Below are 18,481 nucleotides of genomic sequence, written 5' to 3'. Positions count from 1 at the left end.
CGCAACCAACCCCAACCCCGTCCAGGGCCGCGATTCCGCGCCAAGCCGCGCCTCCGTACAGAGCCGCGATTCCGCGCCAAGCCGCGCCCCCGTACAGAGCCGCGACCGTAAGGGAGCGGGCACTACGCCCAGAGCTCCCATCGCGACCCAAAGGGAGCGCCGCAATCTCCCACCCAACCCCATCCCCAACGACAACCCCGTCCACCACTGACCCCGGAAAGCAGGCAAATCATGTTATGGGACGCAATTCTACTCGCACTCTCGGCCATCCGGCGCAACGTCATGCGCTCGACGCTCACAGTCCTGGGCATCGTCATCGGCGTGGCTGCGGTCATCATCATGGTCACCCTCGGCAACGGAGCAACCGCCCGCGTCACCTCAGAGATCTCCAGCCTCGGAGCCAACATGCTGATGGTCATGCCCGGCCAGGAACGCCGCGGCATGGGCGGCGGCATGCGCGAAGAAGCCAAGCTCTTCGAAGCGGCCGACGTCGAGGCCCTGCGCGATGAGGTGCCCGGAGTCACAGCCGTCGCGCCCACGGCCTCCAAGTCCATGCAGGTCATCTACGGCAACACGAACTGGTCCACCACGGTGAACGGAGTCGACAACGCCTTTTTCAAGGTGAGGAACTGGACCCTCGCCGGCGGCCGCGAGTTCTCCGCGGCCGAGCTCAGCTCCGGCGGAGCCGCCTGCATCCTCGGCGCCACCGTCCGCAAACAGCTCTTCGGCACCCGGGACCCCATCGGGATCAACGTCCGCCTGCAGGCCATCTCCTGCCAGGTGGTCGCGGTGCTCGAATCGAAAGGCCAGTCCGGCATGGGCATGGATCAGGACGATCTGGTGCTCACCCCGTTGCGCACCTTCCAGCGCCGCATCTCCGGCACCCGCTATATCAGCAGCCTGCTCGTGGGCATGCGGCCCGGCTCCATCTCCTCCGCCGTCGTGGCCGATGTGCAGCGCCTGCTCCGCCAGCGCCGCAAGATCCAGCCGCATCAGGAGGACGACTTCATGGTGCGCGACCCGCAGGAGCTCATCAGCACCCTCACCGGCACCACCCAACTGCTCACCATGCTGCTGGGCGCGGTCGCCGCGGTCAGCCTGCTGGTCGGCGGCATCGGCATTATGAACATCATGTTGGTTTCGGTCACGGAACGGACCAGGGAGATTGGCGTGAGGCTGGCGATCGGTGCGTTTGAGAACGACGTGATGACGCAGTTTCTGGTCGAGGCCGTCGTGCTGTCCTCGCTCGGCGGAGCCATGGGCCTCGCCCTCGGACTACTCGTCTCCGTCGCCGGCGCCAAGGCGCTCGAAGTGCCATTCCAGCCAGACATGCGCATCGCCACCATCGCCTTCATCTTCTCGGCCATGGTCGGCGTGCTCTTCGGCTTTGTGCCCGCGCGCAAAGCCGCGCAGCTGGACCCCATCGAGGCGCTGCGCCATGAATAACGGACTAACGAGTCGGGTCGCGCCACGCCGCGCCGACATGGTCGGTCAACGGACGCCGCGGAGCCTTCCTGCGGTGCGCCGCTTCCACTCGCGCCGCCGCGCATTCGGCATACCGGCTCATATCGGCCTCGGCATACGTGAACGCATGGTTGGTGGTGGCCTCGTAACCTTGCTCCAGCACCGACCGGCACAGCAGCGGCAGTTCCTGCAGCCGGATCCCATACTGGCGCGACATCGCCAGGTTGGTCGTGACGCTATACGGAGTTCGACTGCGGTCCGCGGCAACCCCTTCGAACTGGAAGACTCGCGCGCCCAGAATCTCTTTGAACCCGGTCAATACGAACTGCATCTTCGGTTTCTCCAATCGAATTCTCCTTTCCCTCTCGGCAATCACCGCTGCGACGGCCGTTGGGACTGCCCTGTCAGCTTGTACTCGTGCATCAGGCTGGCTTGCCGCACTGCTTGGCGGGCCCGATCGCAGACTTCAAAGACAAAACCGGTAGGCTGCTGGTGGGGTGCGGCGGAGCCGGCCGACACCATGTGTTCCAGCAATGCGGCCTGGATGTTCTCGGCCTCGCCGATATACAGCCACTCGCGCGAGTTCGAAAGCCCGAATACACCGGGCAGCGCCGGCGCGTGCTCCCGGATGGAGCTGACCGTGAACGGCCGGGGGAAGGGCCTCTCAAATGGCATGAGTTGCCCCACGGTGAGGGCAATCGAATTTCATCCTGTTTTCTTCCCGGGTAGAGCGGTTCGCACCTTGTCCTGGTCCAGCACCGCCTTCAGGCGGGCCACCAGCGATTTGCCCAGGGTAATGTCTTCCGACTTCGAAACATGCCCGGGCATCTTCGGATCGATGAATTCTCGGCGGAACAGTTGATCGGAGGCAAGGGAGACAAGCAACTCAATTTCGTGGGTGCTGAGCTTCACCGTCTTGAGCATCATGCGCCGCCTGCGCGGCGTCCCGTTGGGATTCCCACTGGCAGGACCGATGACGGCCACGCAACTTCTGGGCAGAGACAGTCCTTTGTCATGGCAACCTCCTCCGGTTGTCGGGTTGTGCCTAAGAGGACGGGACAGACGGCCTGACTTAGTTCAGGCAGTCCGTGAGTGAACGGAGCTGTCCAGACATTAACCATTATTAGTTAACCGTGCTTGCAAGTCAAGGCGGGAAGTGACACAATTGGGAGCCGCTGATTTACTCAGAGAAGTTAAGTCACTTTCAAGCCGGAGCACACGTGGACGTTTCGCTATTAATCAGGCAGCGCCTGAGCGAACTGGGCCTGGACCAAAAGGACCTCGCTGCCTCCGCACAGGTGACGGAGTCCTACATCTCCCAATTGTTGGGCCGGAAGAAGGCTCCGCCCGCGCCTGGACGAACCGACATCTACGAGAAGGTCGAGCGGGTACTTCGGCTGCCTTCAGGAGAACTCTCCAGGCTGGCCGACCTTCAGCGCCAGCAGGAGTTGAAGAAGCGGGTGGCGCAGCCGCCTACGCCCCTCTTCAAGGACTGCCGCGACCTGATCCTCCGAAAGTGCGAACCCGGTAGCCGGGAAGAGGTTCGCCGGATCTTCGAGAAGGATCCGTTTGGCGAACTAGAGCGGCTGGTGACGCAGAAGATTCTCGATACGGCCCAGGCCGTGGCACGCGAGGAACTGCGCAATGAGGCCTGGTTGCGGGCCTTGGCGGAGCACAGCGAACGCAGTTTTGAACAGGTCCGGGTGGCCATGCTGGAGTTTCTGGACACCGACATGTTCCAGGTCTCGCTGGAAAGCTGTGTGTCGTTCCTCCATCCAATGATAGACTCCTGGGACATAGACTTAAGATCGTTCGGCATGGAAGTCGTCCTCAACAAGCGGCTTGGGCCGGCTGCGGTCAAGCGTTTCGAGTTCGTTGAGTGCTCGCCCGAGCGGCCACCTGAGATGGAGCCGGGCTTCGAGCAGTTTTTGAGAGATGCCTCCCTCAGTGGGAGTGCGACCGAAGAGGAGATCGAGTTTTTGAGAAAGCTGAAGTTTGACGGCCGGCGTCCTTCCGCCCTGTATTACTACCGTGAACTTCAGAGTTTAAGGGACCCGCTGCATTTCCAAGCTGCCCCCGAATCCGGCGGTGTCCAGTGAATCGAGGGCGCGGGTATTGCGCCCGGCACTTCAGTATCTGCAGTACTGCAGATTGGCGGTTTAAGTTCGAGAATCTCAGGAGCCTCGCTGATCCTTCACCCAGGTCCGGCGGCCTTACTGAAAGTGAAGGAGAAGTTTGATGCGCATTATCCTGGTCAACCCGAGCGACGTGGCATTTGGTGTTGGCGTTATTACTCCACGTTGGCTCTATGTGCTGGCTGCCGCCACGCCGCGGCAGTATGGGGACCCCATCATCGTCGACGAGACGCTGGAGGCCATTAACCCCGAGCAGATTCAATCCGGTGATGTTGTCGGCATCGGAATCCACACTGCGAACGCATTGCGCGGTTTTGAAGTAGGCCGCATGGCGCGCGAGCGCGGCGCCATCGTTGTGTTTGGCGGCATCCACTCGACGCTGTATCCGGGTGAAGCGGTGGAATACGGCGCGGCTCACTCCGTGGTGCAAGGCGACGGCGACGAAGCGTGGGGCCAGTTGCTGGCCGATCACGTGAACGGCAGGCTGCAGCCGCTGTACGACGGCGGCCGCGTGAAGTCCGGCCAGTTCCTGCCGGCACGCTGGGATCTGCTGCCCCCTAAGAGCTACATGTGGGCTTCGGTCCAGACCGTCCGGGGTTGCCCCAAGCATTGCTCGTTCTGCTCAGTGTGGCGGACCGACGGGCAGGCTCCGCGGCAGCGCACGGGCGACGCGGTGATCGACGAAATCGTCCAACTGCGGCGCATGGGCTATCGCTTCATCGCCCTGGCCGACGACAACTTCTATCCGGTCACGCTCAACGACCTCGCGTTGGCGGAGCGCCAGGGCAACATGGAAAAGCTGGCCGAACTGCAGAAACTGCGGTCAGACCGCTTCGAGTTTATGGAACTGCTGGCCGGGCTGCCGGACGACACCATCATGTTCACGCAGATCACGATGGAAGCGGCCGAGGACATCGAGTTCCTCAAGGCCATGCGCAAGGCCCGCATCCGCGGAGCGCTGGTGGGCGTAGAAGCCGTCACTCCGGAAGGCCTGAAGACGGTGTTCAAGGACTTCAATCTCTCCGGCGACAAGCTGGTGGAGCGGCTGAAGCTGTTCAAGCAACATGGCGTCCACGTGCTGGGCTCATTCATCTTCGGACTCTCCAGCGATCGGGCGGAGACCTTCGATGCGACAGCCGAACTGGCCAAGAAGGCCGAGTTGACCTTCGCCCAGTTCGTCATGATGACCCCCTTCCCCGGCACCGTCGATTTCGACAAGTGGGAGAAGAGCTCGCAGGGCAAGAACGAGAAGGTCGAAGGCATCCCGATCACGCGCTACTGGCTGATCCCGGGCCACCGGCGTCCGAAGCTATACATGCCCCATCCGAGCATGAGCTCGGAAGAGATCCGCATCCGGACGCAGGGTGTATGGGACAACTACTACACGCTGGGCGAGGTGTGGAAGCGCGCGCAATGCGTGAAGTCGTGGAAGGGCCGGCTGGCTTTCGTGTTCATCTCCAAGCTGTACCGGCAGATGTACGCCAATACCGGCATCGCCACCGATAGCGCCCGCAGGAAGAGCGCGAACCGCTGGGCGCGCTGGACCGCGCTGATCTGCCTGAAGCTGTTCCGTGGCAAGATGATGCCCGAGTTGGAAGTGCCCCGGCTGGCTACCTCCCAGCCGGTACTCACCAACATCGCGCAGTAGTCTGAACAGGGCGTTGGGGCCGTCCCCAACGCCCTAACTATTTCTCGGCGTCTGTATGCCAGCCGGGGTTGGTCCATTGGCCATCGCGGCGCACGAAGATCTCGGTGACGCGTCCTGATGAGATCGAGCGTTTGCCCTTGGTCTCCGTCTCGACCAGATAGCTGCTCCAGACGATGGCGACATCCCCGAAGCGCTGCACCTCGGTGCGCGGGAACTCCAGCCGGATGAGCTTGCCTCCGGCGGCCTGGAATTCCCCGGCGCTCCTGAAGACCTCGGCCTGGTGCTTCCAGGCCACCTCCCCAGAGCTGATCACGATCGTGTCCGGAGGCACCAGTTTCGCCAGGGCCTTGGTGTCGTTGGCGAACCAGGAGCGCCAGACGGCCTCGCGGACGGTCAGCAGGTCGTCCTGAGCTGAGAGCGGAAGGATTCCGCCCAGTACACCGGCCAGCAGCAGGCCGGCCATGATCAGAGTGCGTCGTGTCTTCACGTTGTTCTCCCGGGTTTGTGGATTGCGAGCAGTACCGCCGCCGCCGAGGCGGAGAAGACCGAGTAGTCCAGCGGTGATTTGATACCAAGCGAAATGGTCATGGCGAGTCCGAACAGGGCCAGCAGGTACGCGCTGGCGAGGGCTACCCAGGGGGGCCAGATTCCGAGGATGAGCGCAAGGCCGAGGAGGAACTCGGCGAGGGTGGCGGACCAGCCCAGAAACGGGATGGTGGACGCAGGCATGAAGGCGTTGACCTCGGCCGTGTACTTGAGGAAGTTGCCGAAGTTGCCATACCCGACATCCTTACCGTAGAGCCCGAAGCGGGAGGCGATGCCGGAGAGGAAGGCCGCGCCCAGGGCGATGCGGGCATAGAGGATTGCGGCGCGTTCCCAGTTGAGGCCGGTCATCGAGGCTCCTTGCCGGCGGGGACATCGACGCTGAGGGGCGCGTCGTGGTCGCAGAGGAAGTAGGCTACGAACTTCGCGCCTTCCGTCCTGCTGGCATTGGCTGAGATGGCGTGGATTCCGTTGGGGGCCTCGTAGAAGCCTTCGCCGGCCTTGTAGACGACCTCGGGTTCGCCTTTTACCTGTGTGCGGATAGCGCCCTGGACGACATAGCCGAGGACGGCGCAGGGATGGCTGTGGACGGGCGAGGACTCGCCGGGGCCGTAATTGACTTCCAGCATCGAGGCTTTGAGATGGCCGCCGGCGAGCCGGGGCAGGGTGTGGGCGAGTACGGGCCGGACGCGTTGGGGCGCCGCGGCGGGCTGGCCGGCCAGGGTACAGAGCAGGACCAGGCTCGTGCCCGCGCTTTGGAATAGGTGGCTCATCGACAGCTCCTTCTGAATCCAATCGTACGGGATAGTGGATTAGCCACTAGGTCCATTTATGATATTTTCGCTGTACCACTTTCATGGCGAAGAAGCCGACTAACTTCAGCCTGGTGCTGCCGGTCCGGGAGGCGAAGGCTCCGGCTTACCGCTGGCTGTACGGGGCTTTGCGGAGCGCAATTCTGGAGGGGCGGCTGCGGCCCGGTTCGAGGCTACCCGCCACGCGCGAGCTGGCCACCCAGTTTGAGCTGGCCCGCGGGACCATCGTTCGCGCGTTCGAGCAACTGAAGGCCGAGGGGTACCTGGAAGGGGCGGTTGGTTCGGGGACGCGGGTGAGCCAGGTGCTGCCTGAACAACTGCTGGAAGTGGCACGCAGCGAAGCGAGGGCGCCACGGCGGACGCTGAAGCCGGCACGGGCGGTGTCCGACTACGGGCGACGGGTGCAGGTGTTTTCCAATCTGGAGGCCCGGCCGACGCGCGCCTTCCGGCCCAACGTGCCGGCCCTGGATTTGTTCCCTGCCACGCTGTGGGCGCAGGTGGCGGCGCGGCGGCTGCGGCGCGTCTCGACACAGCTGCTGCTAGGCTGCGACGCGCTGGGACATCTCCCGCTGCGGCGCGTGGTGACCGACTATTTGAGCACTTCGCGCGGCGTCAAGTGCACACCGGAGCAAGTTGCGATTCTGAGCGGCGTGCAGGAGGCGCTGGATCTCACGGCGCGTGTGCTGGTCAATGCCGGAGACCGGGTATGCATGGAGAATCCGGGCTACACCGGGGCGCGCACGATGTTCGAGGCGATGGGCGCGCAGGTGGAGGGGATTGGGCTGGATGACGAGGGCATGCGGATGGACCTGGCCGCGTTGAAGGGGGCGCGGCTGGTGTACATCACTCCAGGCCACCAGTTCCCGCTGGGTGTCACGATGAGCCTGGCCCGGCGGCTGCAACTACTGGAATGGGCCAGAAAGAGCAGGGCGGCGATCCTCGAGGACGACTACGACAGCGAGTACCGCTACTCGGGGCGGCCGGTTCCGGCGCTGCAGGGACTGGACCGGCATGGGCTGGTGTTGTTCACGGGCAGCTTCAGCAAGGTCCTGTTCCCCTCGTTGCGGCTGGGTTATCTGGTGATCCCGCCTGATTTGGTTGAGGTGTTCTCGGCGGCGATCTCGGTGACGAGCCGGCATGCGCCCGTGCTGGAACAGGCTGTGCTGTGCGACTTCATCGAGGAGGGGCACTTCGGCCGGCATTTGCGGCGGATGCGCGGGATCTATGCGGAGCGCGTGGCCGTGTTGCTGGAGAGTGCCCGCGAAGAGCTAAGCGGCCTGCTGGAGATCTCGGATGTCGAGGCAGGTCTGCAGACAGCGGGGTGGCTGCGGAACGGGCTGGACGGTGTCTCGGTGCGAGCGGCGGCGGCGCGGCGGAACGTCGACGTGGTGCCCCTGAGTGAGTACAGCCACGGCGGAGGGATCGCGGAGGGGTTGCAGTTGGGCTTCGCGGCGGTCGACACCCGGGAGATCCGGCGTGGGGTGCAGGCGTTGCGGATCGCCCTGGAGGAAGAGTGGCGGGCGCGGCACCGGCGGCCGCGCGAGAACGCCGACTAGCGGGTGGATTTGATGGCTTTCTTGAGGTTGCCCACGAGGCGCTCAGCGACCTTGCGGCTGCCGCCGCGTTTGACGGCGCCGATGATCAGCGATTTGTCGCCAGCTTCGCCGGACCAGAGATCGACGTGCCCGCCACGGTCGCGCAAGGTGACCGCGCCGCGCGCCTGATCCTTGATGCCCAGATAGCCTCCGGTGACTTTCGAGCCGGTGGTGGCTGTGTCTTCGCTCCTGCCGCTCAAGACGGCGTCCGCCTCTTCCTTGTGCTGCACGACGGAGAGGAAGCCGGCCAACTGTTCAGCGATCTCGATCCTGAGGTAGACATCGAGGTCGTTGTCCATCTTCTCGACGAAGATGGTCCTGACATCGCGCAGGGCTCGGACGGTGGGCCGGGCCGGGGCGGCCGGTGTGGGCGCTGGGGCGGGCGCCGGGGTTTCGACGGGCGGGGGCGCGGCGGCGCGCGGGCGTTCGGCCGGCTCAACCGGCTTCGTTTCGGGTACAGCCGCGTTGAGCGGAGGCAGGGCGACCTTCTTGCGCGGCTCCGGCGTGAGGGCGGGCCGGCTGGGCGCCACGGGCTGGACGGGCGTGGGTTCGTTCAGGATTGGCGTAATGCTGCCGGCCGGGGCGATGGAGGCCGGGGCGTCGAGCGAGCCCGGCGGCAGAGAGGGGGCTTGCTGCTGCGGTGGCGGCTGATTCCGAACTACTTCAACTGGAGGCTGCGGCGGGGGTGGTGGGGCGGAGTGCTGCAAGACCCAGACTCCGGATGCGGCGGCGACCACGGCGATGGCGAGGACGCCGGCGAGAAGGGGCAACTGGGACTTTCGAACGGCGCTGGGACCCGGCTGCGCGACGGCTGCCAGGCGGGTCTCGGGGGGCGGCGGAGCGGAGGGTTCATCACTGGCGAGGCGGGTGGGCTTCCTGGCGGCGACCGGCACGGCGAGGAGGGCCTCGCGGAATTCATCGGCCGACTGGAACCGGTCATCCGCTTTCTTCGCGAGGGCGCGGCCCACCACGGCTTCGAGTTCCGGCGCACAGTTCACGCCGAGCGCCCGCAAAGACGGCGGGGGCTGTTCGAGGTGGGCCTGCAGGACTTCCCGATCGGAGGCGCCGAGGAACGGAGCGCGGCCGGCCAATGCCTCGAAGAGGACGACTCCGGTGGAGTAGATATCGGACCGGCTGTCGGCTTCTTCAAAACGGATGCGCTCGGGCGCTAGGTATTCCAGGGTTCCGATGACGCTGCCCATGCGGGTGAGGCGCGACGAGCCGAGGACGCGGGCGATGCCAAAGTCTGTGACTTTGACGTGACCATCGTCGGAGATCATGATGTTGGCCGGTTTGATGTCGCGGTGGAGGACACCGGTGCGGTGCGCGTGGGCAAGGCCCTGCAGGACCTGTTGGATGACGGAGACGGCCGAATCGACGGGGAGCGGGCCGGAGGTCTTGAGGATCTGGTCCAGAGTGCGGCCGGGCACGAACTCCATGACCATGTAGTAGTCATCGCCGTCGCGGAAGAAGCTGAACAGGGTGGCGGTGCAGGGGTGGTTGAGCTTGGCCAGGGTGGCGGCCTCGACCTTGAAGCGCTCGATGAGGTCGGGCTGGCGAGCGATCTCGCTGTGCAGCATTTTGATGGCGACGCGCCGATCCACCATGACGTCGACGGCTTCAAAGACGGCGCCCATGCCGCCGGCTCCCAACTGGCGGGTGAAGCGGTAGTTGCCAATGGTTCTGGTAGTCATGCCTGTACCTCAAGCTGCCGTGTGGGCAGGGCGGCGCGCGATGACGATGACGCGGCTGTCAAGACCGCCGCGGACGATGCGGGCCGAGTCTGCATAGATGGGGCGATGCCAACCGTGTTTGGACAGCCGGCCGGCTGGCGGCGCCGCTTGAGCAGTTTTCCGAGTACCGGTCCATTCCAAACACCATGACATTTCGTAAGTCCTTATAGCCCGGGCCTTTCCGGCTCCGCAGGGTGCCAGTGCAACTACGCCGTTCCGCCGGTTCGAACGAGCTGGGGCGGTGCTGGAATCCTCCCGGCGCAGCAGGGTACTGACGGCAGCTCCGCGGCGAACCCTTATCTGGTAAGGCGTAACTCCGAGGAAAATTCCATCCTGGTGGACGCCGGCCGCGGTAGACGAGAGTGAGGGCGAGGGCTGGGAGGGATCAGCGGAGGCAGATCGCGATGTGAGGCGGATCCATGCCATGGCAGGCGGTTTCAATTGCCGGTGAGGCTAGTTTACCAGCGCCGGCTTTGTGGATCGGTACATCCGAATGGGAACTGCGGCCGCCGCCAGCCTCAGGGCAGGAGGCTGGGCGGCGGGTCGCCTTCGCGGTAGCTCTTTACGGGGTGGGCGATTTTCTCCTGGAGGTTGCGCCAGAGGTCGAACTCGCCCTGCCAGCGGCCCAGTGCCGTTTCGAGGCGGTAGGGCACGTAGTCGCGGAGCCAGAGGGTGCGCAGTTGGGCCCGGAGTTCGCCGGCCGCCTCCATGAGGTCGAAGAGGCGGCTGTGATCGGTTTCGCTGGTTTCGATGCCGAAGAGGAGGCGATAGTTGGCGAGTTTGGGGTCCTTGGCGTGCGCCTCGCGGAATTCGTCCAGTTCCAGGGCGTAGAGCTGGCGGAGGGCGATGTAGTCGAGGAGCCGGGCGCCGTAGAGGAGGGACTCGTAGAACGGGTCGGCGCCGTCTTTGAGCAGGGCGAGGAGATCGGCCTGGGCTGTCTCGGCCTGGATGCGGGCTTCGCGGATGGAGGAGGCGTGGGTGCGGGCGCGCTCGAGGCGCCGGGGTTCGAGCGGGTTGGCCCAGAGGGTCTGGAAGACGCGGGTGCCCAGGGCGTTTTCGAGGGCGCCCTGGGATTCGGAGACTGTGGCCAGGAGGCGGCTGACGGCGGCGGCGTGGCGGGGGTGGAGGAGTCGGGCGTAGCGATCGTAGACCTGGGCGTGCGAGAGGGTCTCGTGATTCCAGGAGGCGATGGGGCCGTAGGCGACGGCGGGATCGGCCATGCGGAGGAGGACCTGGCCGCAGTCGGTCCATTCGGTGTGGAGGATCCCGAGGGAGCCGTGTTTGCGGGCGCTCTTGATGAGGCCGTCGACGTTGCGGAGGGTGTGGTCGAAATCGGGGACGGCGTCGTAGTAGTTCCAGACTCCGGAGCCAAGGAGGGAATTGACCTTGGCGGTGGCGAGCGGGGCGACGAAGCGGTCGTAATCGGGCTCGTCGGAGTAGCGCCAGGGGATGGCGACGGTGCCGGCGGGGACGTGCGGGATGACCTCGGGGTGCTGCAGCAGGATGTCGCCCCAGATCATGACGCGCTTGCCCCTGGCGGCGACCAGGGTGGAGACCTGCTCGAAGAAGCGCAGGTAGATCTCGCCGGCCCTGGCGGGCTCGAGCTGGCGGCCGGGCACTTTGCCGAGTTCGTAGGTCTCGTCCATGCCGACGTGGAACCAGGGACTGGGGAAGAGGGCGGTGAGCTGGTTGACCCAGTCGCTGATGAGGGCCTGGGCTTTGGGGTTGAGCGGGTTGATTTCGCCGCCGTGGGGCATTTCGGCGAGGGCGGAGTAGGTTTCGATGCGGGCGAGGTCGTGGAGGTGGCCGTAGAGTTCGACGCAGGGGACGACGTCGATGAAGCGGTCGTGCGCGTAGGCGACGAGTTCGCGGACCTGGGCCTTGGTGAGGCGGGCGGAGGCGCTGAGGAGCGGGTAGCCGTCGAGCTCGATGTTGGTTTCGGAATAGAGGTAGAACTGGTTGGCCTTCCAGCGGGCGAGGAAGTCGACCTGGCGTTTGAGCTCGTCGAACTTGGGGAAGGGGCCGTGGCTGAGGTCGAGCATGAAGCCGCGCAGGCGCATTGCGGGCCAGTCGTTGATCTCGACGATGGGCAGGGTGGCGGAGGGACTGAGTAGCTGGCGCAGGGTCTGGACGGCGTAGAAGAGGCCGCGGGCGGTGGCGGCTTTCAGATGGACGCGTGTGGGGGTGATCTTGAGCGAGTAGGCTTCGGAGGAGTTGGGTCCGGGGGCGTCGTCCCACTGCCAGGATTGCTGGTGGGAGGTGCGTTCGAGAAGGATGACGGGGGCTGCGGTGGATGAGGTGGCGGAGATGCCGGCGTGGTGGAGGATGTCGCGGAGGGCGCGCTCGACGAGGGCGTCGTCCTTGTCTGGTTTGGCGGCGAAGCCGAGGGTGGGCCGGATGAGTTTGAGGGAGCCGGGGCCGCGTTGGAGGGAGTGAGGCTGCGGGAGAAGGGGGAGGTCCTGGGCTGGGACGAGGGTGGAGGCGGCGAGGAGGGCGGCGCCGAGACGGATCAGCATTCGAGAGGTTCTCCGGATTGGTAGCGGCGCAGGGCCGAGTGGTCGAGGCGGACGCCGAGTCCGGGACCCTGGGGGACCTGGGCAAAGCCGCGGTTGAAGACGATGGGAGCTTCCAGGAGGTCGTCCTCGCGGACGAGTTCTCCGAAGATGTCGGAGGGGATGGTGCAGGACGGGGCGGCGGCGCAGGCGTGGAGGGCGGAGGCTTCGAGGATGCCGAGATCGACTTCGCTGCCGTGCCAGCAGGGCAGGCCCGCGAGGGCGGCTGTGGAGGCGAGTTCGACGAAGCGGAACATGGGTCCATTGAAGTTGAAGCCGTCGACGGCGTCGAGGCGGAGGCCTGCGAGGAGGTCAGCGGGGTTCTGGTCGTAGGGCAGGGCGACGTGGAGGTAGAGGGGGATGCCGAGGGTCGACTTGATCTGGCGGAAGCCGGCGATGTCGGAGCGGAGGACGGGGTCTTCCAGGGCGTACATGGTTTCAGGGCGGACGCCCTCCATGAGGCGGAGCGTCGTGGGGACGTCGTTCCAGCGCTGGTTGGGGTCGAGCAGGATGCGGATGCCCTGGCCGCAACGGGCTTCGATGGCTTCAGTCCATTCGCGGACGGGGTCTTCAGAAGAACACTTGAACTTGAAGACGCGGTGGCCGCGCTGCATGGCTTCGTGGGCTTTGCGGGCGGCGTCGGCGGGCGTGCGGCGGCCGGTCCAGCCGCTGCATTCCACGGAAGGGCGGAAGGCGCCTCCGAGGAGTTGGTAGACGGGTACGTTGAGAGCCTGGCCGGCGAGGTCGAGGACGGCGGATTCGATGGCGTCGTAGACGCGGGCGTGGGGGACGGGCAGGGCGCGCCAGTTGAGGGCGAAGAGATCGCGGCCTACGACGGCTTGGAGGGCGGCTTCGACGTGATCGGGATCGGCGGCGCGATAGGTCTCGCCGATGCCGACGCGGCCGTCACTGCCCTGGAGCTGGATGATCCACTTCACCTCGTGCGGGAAGTCCTGCCAGGTTTTGCCGGTATGGAAGCGGCGGGCGAAGTCGGCGTCGGTGTCGTCGACCTCGCGGGAGTTGAGGCTGTCGGGCCGGGCTGGGACGCGTACAGGGGTGGCGATGGCAGAACGGATGAGGAGGCTCAAGGCTTCCTCCGGCGGGAGGTGGGGCGGTCGCCGATGTCCTCGGGGTACTCCTGCGCGAGGGTGCGGATACGGTAGCTGAAGTCGAGGAAGAGTTTCTCCCACCGTTCGGCCTGGCCGTCGCGGTATTTGTAGAAGCCGCGCGCATTGGAGACGCCTTTGGCTCCAGATTGGGCGAGGCGTTTCAGCGTGGCAGGGACTTCGGTGGCGTTGGAGAGTTCGGGGAAGAGGTCGTTGGCTACGGTGGCGTAGGCGGGGAGGCCGGTGAGGTCCATGAAGCGGAAGGGGCCGGCGAAGGTGATCCAGTAGCCGAGGTCGTTGCGGAGGGAGCGGTCGACATCGGCGACGGTGGCGTAGCCGTTTTCGACGAGGTAGAGGGCTTCGCGGATGAGGGCGTAGAAGCAGCGGTTGGTGATGAAGCCGCGGATGTCGCGGCGGAGGAAGGTGGGCTCCTTGCCCCAGTGGCGCGAGAGCGCGAGGACGCGCCGGGCGACAGCGGGCGAGGTGTCGTTGCCACAGATGACTTCGAGGAAGCGCGTGGTGTGGGCGGGTTCGGCCCAATGAATGCCGAGGATGCGCTTGGGGTGCCGGGTCTCCTTCTGAAGGATGGAGATGGGGATGGCGGAGGTGTTGCAGCCGATGGGCACATGGCGGCCGACGGCGCCCTCGATGCTCTCGATGAGCTTCTGCTTTTGCACGCCGTTCTCCGAGATGGACTCGATGACAATCTCGGATTCGCCAAGTTCGGCGACATCGCCGGTAGTGCGGAAGCGCTGCATGACTTCGTCGCCGGGGGCGCGGAGGAGGTTCTCCTGGCCCATTTTGCGGAGGAGCGAAGCGATGCGGCGGCGCGCGGTGGAGCGCTGGCCGGCATCCTTTTCGACACCGGTTACGGGGTGTCCGGCGGAGAGAAGACAGGCGGTGATGCTGGCGCCCATCAGGCCGAGGCCGGCGACGCCGGCGGGCATACGGCCCACGTCAAGTTTTTCAGGCATTTCGTAGATCCTCCATGGGTGGCCATGAGGCAAAGTCGTTCAGGAATTCGATGAGGGCCGTGGTGGCGGCGGAGAGCAGGTGGGCGCCCTTTTCCCGGGTGGCTTTGTGAGGTTCTCCGCTGGCGCCGTTGCCGGAGAGGAACTCCGTGCGGCGGACGAGGGAGACGCCGCGATAGGGGGCGTCGTCTTCCCAGCCGATGTAATTGTTGGCGGGGGGGCGATTGGCGCGAGCAGCGCGGTCCATGCGCACACGGGTTGCATCGAGGGTGAGCATCATGCTGGTTTCGTACTCGCAGGCGTGGCTGAGGGCTGGCGACTCCAGGGGCGGGAGGCCTGCGAAGGCGGCTGCGGCGAGTTCCCAATAAGTGGCCAGCGCGACCTCGGCGACGGGCGCTTGCGCGAGGATCGAGAGCGCCTGGCGGACGGGCGTGATGTTGCCGCCGTGGCCGTTGAGGATGACGATGCGGCGGAAGCCCGAGCTTTCGAGGGAGCGGACGAGGTCGAGGACGAGGCGGGTGAAGAGCTCCGGGTTCACGCTGAGCGTGCCGGCGAAGGAGGAGTGGTGGTGGCTGGAGCCGTAGGGCAGTGCCGGGCAGAGGATGACGCGATCGGCCAGGGCTTGCTCGGCGGCATGGGCCAGGGCCGTGACGAGATCGGTGTCGGTGGTTACGGGCAGGTGCGGGCCGTGCTGCTCGACGGCGGCGACGGGGAGGACCGCGATTGCGCCGGGTGCGAGGCGGGCGATTTCAGGAGCGGTGAGAGCGGACAGCTTCAACGGGGCGCTCCCTGGGCGGCAGGTTCGAGGCCGTGCTCCTGTGCCAGGCGGACGATGCGCTGGTTGAGGAGGGCGATGTACTGGAGGTCGTGCTGGCTGGGCCGGAGGGTGGCGCGGCGGACGGTGACGCTGTCGAGGAGGCCGCGGGCCTGGAGGAGCAGCTTTTCGGCGTGATGAAAGAGCTCCATGTTCTGGAGGCTGTAGAGGATCTGGGGCAGGATGCCTTCGAAGAGGGGCTGAGCCTGTTCGCGGCGGCCCTCACGGGCGAGCAGGAAGACCTTGCGAAGCAGATCGGTGAGGCCAAGGCCGGGTACGACGCCTGCGATGCCGGCGGGGGCGAGTTCGAGGGTATACATGCCGCCCCAGCCTTCGAGGACCCCCACGCGGCCGGAGGTGGCGTCGCGAATGGCGGCCACCTTATCGGCGAGGCGGGGCTCCTCCAACTTGATGTAGCGGAACTGAGGGTGGCGGCGGTTGAGCTCGGCAATGGCGGGCACGGACAGGGAGGCCCCGCCGGGGTTGAAGTCCTGGAGGATGAAGGGGACCTGCACGGCGGAGAGCAGGGCTCCAAAATGGTCGAGGAGGTCGGCGTCGGAGAGGGCGAACTGGCGGGGGGCGGCGGAGCAGATGGCGGAGGCTCCGGCATCGACAGCGCGTCCCGCGGCGGCGATGGCGAGGCGGGTGGAGGCGTAGTTCACCTGGGCGATGACGGGCACGCGGCCGGCGGAACGGCGCACGGCGCGGCTGGTGATCTGGAGGCGCTCCTCCTCAGAGAGCTTGTAGAACTCGCTGGCATAGGCCGGGAGGCAGACAGCGCAGGCGCCGGCGTCCACGGCGAAGTCGATGAGGCGATCGAGACCGGTCCAGCAGATCTCCTCGGATTCCTCGAAGGGAGTGGGGATGATGGGGACAATTCCGTCGATTTGAAAGGTCATGAAGTGGTCACCGTTCGTTTGGATCGCTGTTCGTGCATGGTTACGAGCCAGGCGCCGAAACCTACCAGGAAGCCGCCCGCCAGCAGCGCGGAGTTCAACGTTTCGTGCAGAGCCAGGCTGGAGAGCAGGACTCCGAAGACGGGCAGGAAGTAGATGGAGAGGGAGGCCTGGGTGGCATCGACCTCGCCGAGGACTCGGAAGTAGAGGAACATCGACAGGGCGAGGCTGAGGGCCCCGATGATGATGAGGCCGAAGAGGGCCGCGGGCGAGGCGGATTGGAGGCGCTGCATCGGGCCGGGCTCGTAGATGAGCATGGCCGGCAGCAGGGCGATGAGGGAGACCGTGAAGGTGGCGACGAGGAGTTGCGCGGGTCCCAGCCAATCGAGGGCGCGTTTGCTGTAGACGTTGTAGAAGGCGCTGCCCCAGCAACTGAGGAAGATGAGCATGTTGCCGAGGAAGTAGCGGCCTTCGACGAAGCTGGTTTCGTTCCAGCGGATGCCGGAGGAGAGCAGGACTCCGGGGATGGAGAGGGCGAAGGCGAGCCAGCGCACGGTGCTCATGCGTTCGCCCAGCAGCAGGGCGGCCAGGACGGTCATGAGCACGGGGACCGTCAGGTTGATGACAGAGGCGTTGGAGGCGGGGGCGCGTTCGAGGCCCCAGTTCAGGCACATCTGCGCGACGAGGGAGCCGCTGAGTCCGAGAAAGAGAACCTGGGCCACGCGGGCGGGCCAGCGTCCGGGCGGCGCGGCGGGGCGGCGTTCCGACCAGGCAACCGGGAGCATGAGGATGGCGGCGAGGAGCATGGCAAACCACGTGAGTGTGAGCGGGCGCAGCTCTTGAGCCGCCACACGGGACGCAGGAAACTGGATGGCCCAGAGGAGATTCACCAGGGCCAGCAACGCGAGATTGCGCATACGGTTCTAGTCGCTGGTGGAGAGCTTCATGCGGCCCGAGCCGCCCTCGCGCAGATACTGCGGGGTCTTCAGTTCGGGGATGGTGAACAGCTCTTCCAGGCTCAGCAGGCCCGCACCGAGGACACCGGCGGTGTCGCCCAGCGAGCCGAAACAGATAACGAGATCCTCAGTGAGATGGCTGAGGGCCTGGAGGCGCACGGTGCGCTGGATCTGGTCGAGGAAGCCGGCACCGCAGATTTCGAGGCGTTGATCGAGCACGATGCGGGCGGGGTCGAGCAGATTTACCAGGTTGGCGAGGCCGATGGCGAGGTAGCGGCACATCTCTTCTGAAATGGAGAGGCAGACTTTGTCGCCGGCGCGCGCGGCTTCGAGGACATCCCAACCGGTGACGCGCAGGGGATCGCCGCCTGTCCGCGTGAGGGCGAGAGATGAGCCGCCTTCGCGGATGATCTCGCGGAAGCGATGGGCGAGGGCGGGCGAGCCGGCGACGGCTTCGAGACAGCCGAAGCTACCGCATTTGCAGGCGATATTGGCCATGCTGACGCGGGTGTGCCCGAATTCACCGGCGCTGGTGCGGCGGCCTTCAATGACGCGGCCTCCGGAGAAGAGGGCGGAGCCGATGCCGGCGCCATATTCGACATAGATCATGTCGTCGTTGGATTCGCCGGCGCCGAGCAGGCGTTCGGCATTGCCGCGGCAGCGGGTAGCGTTCTCGACGAACGTGGGGACATGGAAGGCGTCCTCGAAGATTTTGACGAGGGGGACGTTGCGCCAGAAGTCCAACTGAGAAGAGAGGACGGAGATGCCCTGGGTGCGATTGACCAGGCCGACGTCGGCGATGCCGATGCCGCGGAGGCTGCGGGCCGAGACCCCGGCTTCCGCGAGCGCCCTGCGGGCACAGTCTTTCAACTGATCGACGAGCGCCGTTTCGCCACCATCGAGGCGGGTGGGTTCGCGAACGAGGCCGCGAATGCGGGGGGCGAGGTCCATGACGCCGGCGACGACGGTTTCGGAGTCGAACTCGATGCCGAGGAGGAAGCCCTGTTCCTGGTTGACGCGCAGGAGGACCTGCTTGCGGCCCGTGGGGTTATCGCTGAGTCCGGCGACCTCGAGGCGGCGCTCGCTGAGAAGTTCCTTGGTCAACTGAGAGATGGTGCTGGTACGCAGGCCGGTGAGACGGTGGATCTCGACGCGGGAGAGGGGTCCGAAGTTCCGAACGACATTGAGGATGACTCCGGCATCGCGTTCCTTTTGAGTGTTGACGTACTTCATCGGGCCTCCCAGCGATCGTAGGA

Annotated in this window: 18 protein-coding genes; 4 read left to right on the top strand and 14 right to left on the bottom strand. The window is 65.7% G+C overall.

Features of this window, described 5'->3' with window-relative positions; all coding sequences use genetic code 11:
- The first annotated feature begins 231 nt into the window (after window positions 1–231).
- The gene (locus IRI77_RS22600; protein WP_194447276.1) at window positions 232–1,446 is read left to right on the top strand and encodes an ABC transporter permease; all 1,215 of its coding nucleotides are present in this window, start codon (window positions 232–234) and stop codon (window positions 1,444–1,446) included.
- Between the two features lie 4 nt (window positions 1,447–1,450).
- Here IRI77_RS22600 and IRI77_RS22595 read toward each other — a convergent pair whose 3' ends face one another.
- Genes IRI77_RS22595 through IRI77_RS22585 form a run of 3 tightly spaced genes read right to left on the bottom strand, consistent with a single transcriptional unit; the run spans window position 1,451 to window position 2,448 of the window.
- Window positions 1,451–1,810 (bottom strand): hypothetical protein, encoded by a 360-nt coding sequence (locus IRI77_RS22595; protein ID WP_194447275.1) that lies wholly within the window; start codon window positions 1,808–1,810, stop codon window positions 1,451–1,453.
- Between the two features lie 26 nt (window positions 1,811–1,836).
- Complete coding sequence (locus tag IRI77_RS22590) at window positions 1,837–2,139, bottom strand: hypothetical protein (protein ID WP_194447274.1); 303 nt, start codon at window positions 2,137–2,139, stop codon at window positions 1,837–1,839.
- Window positions 2,140–2,169: 30 nt separating this feature from the next.
- Window positions 2,170–2,448, bottom strand: a complete 279-nt coding sequence (locus tag IRI77_RS22585) for a hypothetical protein (RefSeq protein WP_194447273.1) — start codon at window positions 2,446–2,448, stop codon at window positions 2,170–2,172.
- A gap of 236 nt (window positions 2,449–2,684) precedes the next feature.
- Here IRI77_RS22585 and IRI77_RS22580 point away from each other — a divergent pair, with 236 nt between their 5' ends.
- The gene (locus IRI77_RS22580) at window positions 2,685–3,563 is read left to right on the top strand and encodes a helix-turn-helix domain-containing protein (protein WP_194447272.1); all 879 of its coding nucleotides are present in this window, start codon (window positions 2,685–2,687) and stop codon (window positions 3,561–3,563) included.
- Between the two features lie 139 nt (window positions 3,564–3,702).
- Window positions 3,703–5,247 carry a B12-binding domain-containing radical SAM protein gene (locus IRI77_RS22575; RefSeq protein WP_194447271.1) on the top strand — a complete coding sequence of 515 codons (1,545 nt, stop codon included), beginning with the start codon at window positions 3,703–3,705 and terminating at the stop codon, window positions 5,245–5,247.
- A 37-nt stretch (window positions 5,248–5,284) separates the two neighbouring features.
- Here IRI77_RS22575 and IRI77_RS22570 read toward each other — a convergent pair whose 3' ends face one another.
- The 3 genes from IRI77_RS22570 to IRI77_RS22560 are packed head-to-tail and all read right to left on the bottom strand — an operon-like array spanning window position 5,285 to window position 6,563.
- The gene (locus IRI77_RS22570) at window positions 5,285–5,734 is read right to left on the bottom strand and encodes a nuclear transport factor 2 family protein (RefSeq protein ID WP_194447270.1); all 450 of its coding nucleotides are present in this window, start codon (window positions 5,732–5,734) and stop codon (window positions 5,285–5,287) included.
- Window positions 5,731–6,141, bottom strand: coding sequence for a DoxX family membrane protein (locus IRI77_RS22565; RefSeq protein WP_194447269.1), 411 nt, complete (start codon window positions 6,139–6,141; stop codon window positions 5,731–5,733). Before IRI77_RS22565 ends, IRI77_RS22570 begins: the two co-directional genes overlap by 4 nt.
- Window positions 6,138–6,563, bottom strand: a complete 426-nt coding sequence (locus IRI77_RS22560) for a cupin domain-containing protein (RefSeq protein ID WP_194447268.1) — start codon at window positions 6,561–6,563, stop codon at window positions 6,138–6,140. The genes IRI77_RS22565 and IRI77_RS22560 overlap by 4 nt, the downstream gene beginning before the upstream one ends.
- A gap of 83 nt (window positions 6,564–6,646) precedes the next feature.
- On the opposite strand from IRI77_RS22560, the gene pdxR reads away from it, so the two are divergent.
- Window positions 6,647–8,158 (top strand): MocR-like pyridoxine biosynthesis transcription factor PdxR, encoded by a 1,512-nt coding sequence (pdxR, locus tag IRI77_RS22555; RefSeq protein WP_194447267.1) that lies wholly within the window; start codon window positions 6,647–6,649, stop codon window positions 8,156–8,158.
- On the opposite strand, the gene IRI77_RS22550 is transcribed toward pdxR, so the two are convergent.
- The 8 genes from IRI77_RS22550 to IRI77_RS22515 form a co-directional block, all read right to left on the bottom strand.
- A complete protein-coding gene (locus IRI77_RS22550) occupies window positions 8,155–9,891 on the bottom strand; it encodes a serine/threonine protein kinase (RefSeq protein ID WP_194447266.1) in 1,737 nt (578 codons plus the stop codon). The two genes, pdxR and IRI77_RS22550, sit on opposite strands and share 4 nt — an antisense overlap.
- Window positions 9,892–10,448: 557 nt before the next feature.
- Entirely contained in the window at window positions 10,449–12,446 is a 1,998-nt protein-coding gene (locus IRI77_RS22545) for a glycoside hydrolase family 20 zincin-like fold domain-containing protein (RefSeq protein ID WP_194447265.1), read from the bottom strand.
- Window positions 12,440–13,570 carry a mandelate racemase/muconate lactonizing enzyme family protein gene (locus IRI77_RS22540; protein WP_194447264.1) on the bottom strand — a complete coding sequence of 377 codons (1,131 nt, stop codon included), beginning with the start codon at window positions 13,568–13,570 and terminating at the stop codon, window positions 12,440–12,442. Before IRI77_RS22540 ends, IRI77_RS22545 begins: the two co-directional genes overlap by 7 nt.
- Entirely contained in the window at window positions 13,567–14,562 is a 996-nt protein-coding gene (locus IRI77_RS22535; protein WP_194447263.1) for a 3-hydroxyacyl-CoA dehydrogenase family protein, read from the bottom strand. The genes IRI77_RS22540 and IRI77_RS22535 overlap by 4 nt, the downstream gene beginning before the upstream one ends.
- Window positions 14,555–15,337: a creatininase family protein gene (locus IRI77_RS22530; RefSeq protein WP_228486265.1), complete on the bottom strand. Its 783-nt coding sequence runs from the start codon at window positions 15,335–15,337 to the stop codon at window positions 14,555–14,557. The genes IRI77_RS22535 and IRI77_RS22530 overlap by 8 nt, the downstream gene beginning before the upstream one ends.
- Window positions 15,334–16,272 (bottom strand): dihydrodipicolinate synthase family protein, encoded by a 939-nt coding sequence (locus IRI77_RS22525; protein WP_194447262.1) that lies wholly within the window; start codon window positions 16,270–16,272, stop codon window positions 15,334–15,336. The genes IRI77_RS22530 and IRI77_RS22525 overlap by 4 nt, the downstream gene beginning before the upstream one ends.
- A complete protein-coding gene (locus IRI77_RS22520) occupies window positions 16,269–17,186 on the bottom strand; it encodes a DMT family transporter (protein ID WP_194447261.1) in 918 nt (305 codons plus the stop codon). Before IRI77_RS22520 ends, IRI77_RS22525 begins: the two co-directional genes overlap by 4 nt.
- A 6-nt stretch (window positions 17,187–17,192) precedes the next feature.
- Complete coding sequence (locus tag IRI77_RS22515; protein WP_194447260.1) at window positions 17,193–18,458, bottom strand: ROK family protein; 1,266 nt, start codon at window positions 18,456–18,458, stop codon at window positions 17,193–17,195.
- Window positions 18,459–18,481 lie beyond the last annotated feature (23 nt).

The organism is Paludibaculum fermentans, assembly GCF_015277775.1.
In the GTDB taxonomy this organism is placed as follows: domain Bacteria; phylum Acidobacteriota; class Terriglobia; order Bryobacterales; family Bryobacteraceae; genus Paludibaculum; species Paludibaculum fermentans.
Note: the sequence above shows the minus strand (reverse complement) of the source record. Positions and strands in the feature narration are given on the sequence as shown.